General features: G+C 26.0%; 5 protein-coding genes. All 5 read right to left on the bottom strand.

The window, feature by feature from the left end; all coding sequences use genetic code 11:
- A partial coding sequence (locus ACLUJM_RS12430; RefSeq protein WP_412412938.1) for an ABC transporter permease occupies positions 1–529 on the bottom strand: 529 nt, incomplete at its 3' end.
- Positions 513–1430, bottom strand: a complete 918-nt coding sequence (locus tag ACLUJM_RS12425; RefSeq protein ID WP_033647426.1) for an ABC transporter ATP-binding protein — start codon at positions 1428–1430, stop codon at positions 513–515. The genes ACLUJM_RS12430 and ACLUJM_RS12425, both read right to left, overlap by 17 nt.
- 6 nt (positions 1431–1436) lie before the next feature.
- A complete protein-coding gene (locus tag ACLUJM_RS12420; RefSeq protein WP_316523804.1) occupies positions 1437–2981 on the bottom strand; it encodes a fused MFS/spermidine synthase in 1545 nt (514 codons plus the stop codon).
- A gap of 20 nt (positions 2982–3001) precedes the next feature.
- Positions 3002–4162, bottom strand: a complete 1161-nt coding sequence (locus ACLUJM_RS12415; protein ID WP_142954982.1) for a site-2 protease family protein — start codon at positions 4160–4162, stop codon at positions 3002–3004.
- 2 nt (positions 4163–4164) lie between these two features.
- Positions 4165–5535: a radical SAM protein gene (locus ACLUJM_RS12410; protein WP_412412937.1), complete on the bottom strand. Its 1371-nt coding sequence runs from the start codon at positions 5533–5535 to the stop codon at positions 4165–4167.
- Positions 5536–6235: the final 700 nt, after the last annotated feature.

Genomic DNA, 6235 nt, shown 5'->3' with positions numbered 1-6235 from the left:
CTGGAATTGCTAAAGAGATCCCTATTGTTTCTCCGATACTTTGGGTTGCAAATCCTAATAAAGAATAAATACTCGTTAAAGACATAAAGCATAAATTAGAAATAATTATTATTCTTACAATTTCAAGAATATTATTATAGTCTTTGATTGGTAAAAATCCATACTTTAAGCTTCCCATTATTCCTACTATAATTGGATACAAGTTAACAATTATAAAAGAAGCAATCATCAATACAATCAATTTTGATATTACAATGTCTTTTCGACTAATTCCTGAAGAAATCTGTCTTTGTATAATCTTTGAAGAAAAATCACTACCTATAAAATATCCACAATAAACCGCAATGAAAAATGACATAAATATATCTGAATAAGATTTTATAAAACCTTCATACCCACTGCTTATATTTCCCTGTACGGTATCTTGAAATCCACTTAATATTGATAACAATGTTACACTTAAAATTAGCACATAAAAAAACTTATCTTTCTTCAATCTTTCTGCATTAAATTTAATTAAGTTCTTCATTGTCTCCCTCCACTAATTTTATCATATATGTTTCTAAATTATCTCTTTTTATTTCTGTTTTACAGTTATTTAGTCTTAATTTTTTTATAATTTCTAGCTCTTCATCTTTTGAATATATGCCTCGAACCTCTAAAGTATTATTTTTTAATCTATATTCTCTTTCAGGGCATGCTATTTTCAATATATTATAAACTTCCTCGATATTTTCTCTATATCCTATAACAGATGTGCCTAAATCTTTCGTTAATTCTGTTTTTGAAACCACCTGTATTATTTTCCCCTTATCAATAAATATGAAATCTGTGGCTATCTCATACAATTCTGTTAATATGTGGCTAGATATTAATATTGTCTTATTTTCTTTTTCTATGAAATCTCTAAAAATTCTTCTTAGCTTTGATACGGATATTGGATCGATTCCGTTTGTTGGCTCATCTAAAATCAATAAATCAGGATTTTTCAAAAAAGCTATTCCTAATCCAAGTTTTTGCTTCGTTCCTAGCGATAAATTTTTAGCTTTCTTTTTTAAGCTATCCATTATTTCTAGTTGTTGGAATATTTCCTTTTGCTCCATTCCAAATTCAATCCCAAGTTCAATACAAGCTAATCTTATATTTTCTTCTGCAGTCAATCCGGAGTAAAAACTTGGAGTTTCAATCGTTGCACTGATATGTTCTCTACTCTTTATCAGTTCTTTTGAAAAAGATTTATTAAATAATTTTATAGAACCTTTTGTAGGAAAAATATTTCCAGTAATTATTTTAACTAAAGTAGATTTCCCAGCTCCATTTACTCCTATCAAACCATAAATTCTATTACTTTCTATTTTTAAATCTATATTCTCTAGAGCGATAGTCTCTTTATACTTTTTAGAAATATTTTCTAATTGAATTACATCCATTTACGCTCAATCCTTTCTAATCTTCATTTGATTTTTCACTATTTTATTAAATTCTTCATCTTGAAGTTTCTCAATATTATTAATATCATCAGATAAAATATTATTTACATCTTCAACTTTTTGAGAATCTTTAAACAACTTTTTAGTCTCATCTTTAAGATGGTTATTGTTTTGCTCTTTTAACGATAATTCTAAATTCTTTTCTGAACCATATACAATAACATTATTGTCACTTTTGGTTTTATATTTATAAACATTAGGGCAAACACATTTCAAAGTACCACTTAAGGCAAGCACAAGATTAGAATTCAGGCTATTTCCTAAACCTATATTCAATGCAATAATTCCATTTCTATTAAGATGCGCTTTACAATCCTCAAAAAATTCTCTAGTAGTTAGGTTTATTGGCATAGATATATTCTGATAAACATCAAGTATTATTAAATCATACATTTCATCTGTACTATTTAAATAATTCCTTCCGTCAGAAATTATAATTTTATCATCACTTTTATTAAAATAAAGCTCTCTTAAGTTGACAATATTTCTATCTATTTCTATCCCTGTAACTTCAAAATTATCAAAATTTTTATGCAACAAAGTAGACATAGTTCCCGTTCCATAACCAATAATTAAGATTTTATGCTTGACTTTATCATCAAGTAAATTATTAATCTTAACAAATTCGTCATAATAATATCCTGATTTCTTTTTATTCTTATCAACTTTTATTGACTGTGCGCCAAAAAATACATTTGTTTTTAAAGCTAATTTTCCATCATCATTTTGTGATACATTAATATAATTATATTCTGACTCTTCTTCGTGCACAGGCTTATCAAAGGCTAGACTTGTTGTTGATAAATATAACGACATACAAAGCCATAAAACACAAATAATTGAATTTAATAAAAAGTTCTTTTTTATTTTTTTGCTATATAATATCAAAATAATGGCTAGTACCGCTCCAAATAATAGAAAAGATCTTTTTACGCCTATTTTGGGGATTACTAATATAGTTGGTATCATTGTTCCTAACACAGATCCAAATATGTTGAATAAATATAAATTTCCCATTACATTTCCAGTTTCATCTAAAGAAGTTATACTTATTTTTGCTAGCAGTGGAGAGATTGTCCCCATAAAAATTAATGGAACACTAAATAATACTATGCTGCAAATAATAGAAGATATCATAATTATATTCCCTAATTGCACTTCAGAAGCCAATATTATTGACCCCATTATAACTATTTTAGACGTTAGTGGTACCGTACATATGAACAAAAAAGATATTAATAAATTTTTAACAATCCTTTCCTCACAAGTTCTTGTTTTTACTAATTTATCTGCACGTTTACCCCCAAAATAATTCCCAATTCCTATACAAATCATTATTAAGCTAATTTCAATTAACCAAATTAGAGTTGTTGAGCCAAAATAAGGAGATAATATTCTTGTCGCACTTGTTTCAATTCCCATTATACAAAACCCTGATATTAAAGCAGTAAAGTAATATATAATAACTTGCTTATTTTTATTTACATTCATATAGCCCCCCCATGTTCTAACTATTTTTTATATTTTTTTATGATTTTAACAAACAATAAAGATATGTAAACTAAAGATATTATATCTATAATTAAATTTGCTCCAATTTTGATTCTTTGAAATAGAAACAATTCTCCATAAAAAAGTAAACGAATTGATTCTAGTAAATTTCTCTTTCCAAAAACCACTTCTAATACTCTAATAATCCCAAAAATTATTATTGTCAAATTCACTAATGCATACATCAAAGAATAAACTTTCACACACTTGCTACTTTCCATTGTATATGCTTTCCTTTTATTATATATTTTTTCATTATAAATATAATTTAATAATTTCATGGATCTACCATGAATATTCGGTTCATCAATAAAATCTGACAAAATCCAATATCCATCTAATCTTAGAAATGGATTTAAATTAAATATTATAAGAATTAAGTTAAATATAATTAGAGCATCCATAGTGTTATTTCGGATCATTACCGCCGAAAAAAAATACATAAATAATCCAACAAGCATTTGTAAATAAATCCCAGCAAAATCTATGATTAACCTTTTTTTATTACTTAATTTCCATGAATCACTTAGGTTAACATACATAACAGGTCTAAACATATATACTCCTATACCAATATTACCAACTTTACAATCAAGTGACTTAGATGAATATATATGTCCTAGTTCATGAACTACGAAGATTAAACCAAATGATATAAAAAATAGAAAATAATTAATACTGTTTATTCCGTTAATAAAATATATCCAATTAAATTCCTTTATATATTTTAGAGATATTACACAATAAATTATACTCAAAATTATTATAAGTGTTGGTTTAAATATAAATCCAGGTAATATCATTTTTAGTTTATCACCATCTATTATTGGTAAATGAAACCAAAATTTATATTGACTACTTTCATTATATTCGCTAAATACCCCAGTCATTATTAATCTATTATTTATTAAATCTTCTAATTCTGATTCTGATATCTCAAATCCTTCATTATTTAATTCATTTTTTACTTTATTTATGCTTTTTGTACCATCAAATTTTTTAATTATTTCTTCTACAATTGGCGTAACTCTTACCCTTTTCCCGTTATCAAAACTAAGTAGTAGTCTTCCATCATCTAGATATTCTTTAACGTAATGATTAGTCTTTAAATTTTCTACCATATTTACATCTCTAAAAATTTATACTTAATCGAATTTATATATTCTCTTAAAACTTCTTTAGCATTATTACAATAAGGGTCATTAATATCACCATTATTTTTTATAGCTGCGTAGGCACACCCACCGCCACAGAACGGAGCAATTTCACAATCCAAACATCTATCAATGTTCAATATACATCTATTACTCCATATTGAATATGCCTCTTTATTAAGACTAACTCTTTCATCGTTATAAAATCCTATAGCATATTGGGGATTTCCTATTGCTTCAGGACACGCATATATGTTACCCTCTGGATCATACACATAATATTGTCCTCTATTAGCTTCACAATACGTGTATTTTGCAAAATCTTTTTTTGCATTCTCAGAAGTTCCTCTCATTATATGAGATATTACTCTAAACATTGATAATCTATTTTCCATATAATTTGGAAACTTTTCATTTAATTTTTTTATAATCTCATCTTCCGATATTGTGTCCACAGCATTATCTGCAGTATGATCTGTCACAGGTGCTAAATCGAATCTAAAATTAGGGCTATCTATCCATTTTTTTGATTTTAAAAAATCTTCAAGCTCTTTTAAGTAGTTAATATTATACTGATTTATATTAACTCTTAAATTTATTTGCCTTATTTTAGTATTTACTAATAAATCCAATCCATTAACTATATCGTCAAATGTTCCTTTCCCATTTTTATAAACTCTTCTAGAATCATGAATTAATTTAATTCCGTCAATAGTTATCTGTACGGAATCTATCGTATTTTCAAATTTTTTAAAAATATTTATGTAGTTTTCCACATGACTTCCATTTGTTATTATACTAACTGGAATATTATTTTTTTCAGCAAACGACAAAATTTTAATATTTATATCTTTGGTAATAGGAAGAATAGGTTCTCCCCCGAATAATTGAATTCGATGCTTTATATTTGGTTTATTCTCTTTTACTTTATATATAAAATCACAAATAGACTGACATTGATTATCACTAATAACTTTTTGTTGATTTCTAACCTTAGAAGGTTCAAAACAATATACACAATTCATATTACAAAACATAGTAGGACAAATAACATGAATCACAGATATATCACATAAATATTCATGAATTTTCATTTGTCGTTTCATCTCATTTAACTCATGATTTCTATCTTCAAATATATATCCTCTTTTCTTCAAAGAATCATATATATTTTTTTCTCTAGCATTCAAAGCTTTAATGTTATCTTGTTCACTAAACTTATGAATTATAGATTTCGTTTCCAAATCTATAATATCAATAGCACCAGAAAGTGCATTCACCATCAATTCATTTTCTTCGTTAATATTATAAAACGAAATATATTTTGTTAATATAGCCATGTTTAGTCCTCCTAATGTGTAGTATTATGGCGATGCCATTAATAATAACAACACCGCCATATTTTTTTGCGTTGTTCACTAATTAAGTTTCATAACTTTAAAGCTAAAAACGTTAAATTATACTAAATTCTCCAACAACACAAACAAGAAATATATTCTTCTCTTTCTTCAAGCTCTTCAATTTCAACTTCCGTCCAAAGTTTCACTTCATTAACTGATTTCATAAAAGTTCTCCTTTCTAAATCTTAGTAAACAACGCAAATACAACTTTTGTTGTACTGTCTTTATAATATTATTTAATCTTATTTTTGTCAGCTTACTTTTGTCTTATTTTTCTATATTTACGATATTGAATAATTGATTCTTCTAAAAGTTTATTTCAAGGACAATTTTCTAATTCTGTTAAGTTTACGTAATTTCGCAAAACTTTGAAATTTTATCATATATATTAATATCAATTGTATATATTAATATCAATTGCAAAAATAAAATTACAGATATGAAAATTAATGATCATTGCTGATTAATTTTAATTATCTACTAATAGTTTTTTGATTTAAACTTGTTGTTATGTTTATACATTATTATATTAAGAATATTAATGTATAACCGATATTGCAAACTTATCAAAAAAATAAAGGCAATCCTAAAACCTGCCCCCTATAATCTTTTACCTTTCTATGCTATTATCCTTTTTCTT

It is taken from the genome of Finegoldia sp. (genome assembly GCF_046991905.1).
In the GTDB taxonomy this organism is placed as follows: Bacteria; Bacillota; Clostridia; order Tissierellales; family Peptoniphilaceae; genus Finegoldia.
This window is presented reverse-complemented; position numbering and strand designations above follow the sequence as displayed.

Bases quoted from the DNA above. Each gene is read 5' to 3' on its own strand.
- ACLUJM_RS12425 (WP_033647426.1), bottom strand. From the start codon at position 1,430: ATGGATGTAATTCAATTAGAAAATATTTCTAAAAAGTATAAAGAGACT.
- ACLUJM_RS12420 (WP_316523804.1), bottom strand. From the start codon at position 2,981: ATGAATGTAAATAAAAATAAGCAAGTTATTATATATTACTTTACTGCT.
- ACLUJM_RS12415 (WP_142954982.1), bottom strand. From the start codon at position 4,162: ATGGTAGAAAATTTAAAGACTAATCATTACGTTAAAGAATATCTAGAT.
- ACLUJM_RS12410 (WP_412412937.1), bottom strand. From the start codon at position 5,535: ATGGCTATATTAACAAAATATATTTCGTTTTATAATATTAACGAAGAA.